This is a genomic window from Mesorhizobium sp. M7A.F.Ca.AU.002.02.1.1, assembly GCF_003998535.1.
GTDB lineage: Bacteria > Pseudomonadota > Alphaproteobacteria > Rhizobiales > Rhizobiaceae > Mesorhizobium > Mesorhizobium ciceri.
This window is the reverse complement of sequence record NZ_RZPB01001137.1, coordinates 1-1,409: the sequence shown is the minus strand read 5'-3', so window position 1 is coordinate 1,409 and position 1,409 is coordinate 1. Positions and strand designations below refer to the sequence as shown.

2 protein-coding genes and 1 pseudogene are annotated in these 1,409 nt (G+C 61.9%); 1 reads left to right on the top strand and 2 read right to left on the bottom strand.

Annotated features, from left to right (window positions below):
• Positions 1–322: pseudogene (locus EN879_RS35835) on the bottom strand (dihydroorotate dehydrogenase (quinone)); the annotation flags it as partial.
• The gene (locus tag EN879_RS35830; protein WP_024503140.1) at positions 319–669 is read right to left on the bottom strand and encodes a DUF952 domain-containing protein; all 351 of its coding nucleotides are present in this window, start codon (positions 667–669) and stop codon (positions 319–321) included. The pseudogene EN879_RS35835 and the gene EN879_RS35830, both read right to left, overlap by 4 nt.
• A gap of 186 nt (positions 670–855) precedes the next feature.
• Between EN879_RS35830 and EN879_RS35825 the strand changes: the two genes are divergently transcribed.
• Positions 856–1,284 carry a hypothetical protein gene (locus EN879_RS35825; RefSeq protein ID WP_013533615.1) on the top strand — a complete coding sequence of 143 codons (429 nt, stop codon included), beginning with the start codon at positions 856–858 and terminating at the stop codon, positions 1,282–1,284.
• Positions 1,285–1,409: the final 125 nt, after the last annotated feature.

The window sequence follows — 1,409 nt, the reverse complement described above, 5'->3', positions numbered from 1 at the left end:
CCGCATCGTCGGCCGTCAGCCGGAAAATGCGCGGCTTCGGATTGCCGGCCTGCGCCAGCGGCGTGATCGTGCCGACCTCGGCAAAGCCGAAGCCCAGGCCAAGCAGCGCGTCGGGCACTTCGGCGTTCTTGTCATAGCCGGCCGCCATGCCGAGCGGATTGGGAAAATCGAGGCCGCAGATGCTGACCGTCAGCCTGTGGTCGCGGATCGCTGGTGCACCAACCGGAACGCCGCATCGCAAGGCCGCGATCGACAGGCCATGCGCGGTTTCCGGATCGAAGGCGAACAGCAGCTTCTGGCCGAGCCGGTCGAGCACGCTCATTGCCCCTCCAGTGCCGGGAACTGGTGCACACCATCGGAGCCAAGCGGCAGTGGCCGGACCCACAGCACAGCCTTGAGGCCGAGCGGACCATAAAGATGCGGAAACAGCGCACCGCCGCGCGAGACCTCGTATCTCAGCGCAGCACCCAGGCTGGCGCCGTCGATGGCGACCAGCAGAAGGTCGGTCTGGCCGGCAAAGTGCTTTGCCGCCGTTTCCTTGACCTGCGCCGCCGTGGAGAAGTGGATGAAGCCGTCTGCGACATCAATCGGCGCGCCGGTGAAGCGGCCATGCGTTTCGGCCTCGCGCCAAAGCGCCTGCGGGGTTATCTTGTAGATAATCTGAGACATGGTTGCGCTATAGAGCAGTTCCAGGAAAAGTGTGAAACGGTTTTCCCGGGAAAAGCGCATAGCGCTTTCCCTTGGGAATTGCTTCAAAAGATTCCGAACCAGCCATTCGGGAAAGGCCACGCCAAGGGTCTTCCCCATTTCCGGCGCAAACATGCGATATCTGAGGCCTTTGCCATGGAGGACAACATGCGTCTGCAGCACATCTTGATCCCCGCCGCGCTCGTTTCGCTGGTCGCGGCTTCAGCTTATTCGGAAGAAACCGACCGCTACCGGCTGGAAAAGTCGGCCACCGGCTATATCCGCATGGACACCCAGACCGGCGCCATGTCGATCTGCGACGAACGCTCCGGCCAGCTCGTCTGCAAGATGGCGGCCGACGAACGCGCCGCTTTCCAGGACGAGGTCGACCGCTTGCAGACCTCGATGAAGGCGATGGACGAGCGCGTCACCAAGCTCGAGAATTCGCTCTCCGCCCGCCTCGAATCGAAACTGCCGAGCGAAGAGGATTTCAACAAGACGATGGGCTACATGGAGCGCTTCCTGCGCGGCTTCATGGGCATCGTCAGGGATATGGACAAGGACAACGGCGCCCAGCCCAATTCGCAGAAGACCTGAGCGTTTCAACCACGGGAGGCGGCGCACTGGCTTTGCCGCTTGAAAACAGCGCGCAGCCGCTCATAATCGTCCAGTTGAACCCGAAAAGCCAAAAATCATCGGGGATTCGGGGAGGGACATTTGCC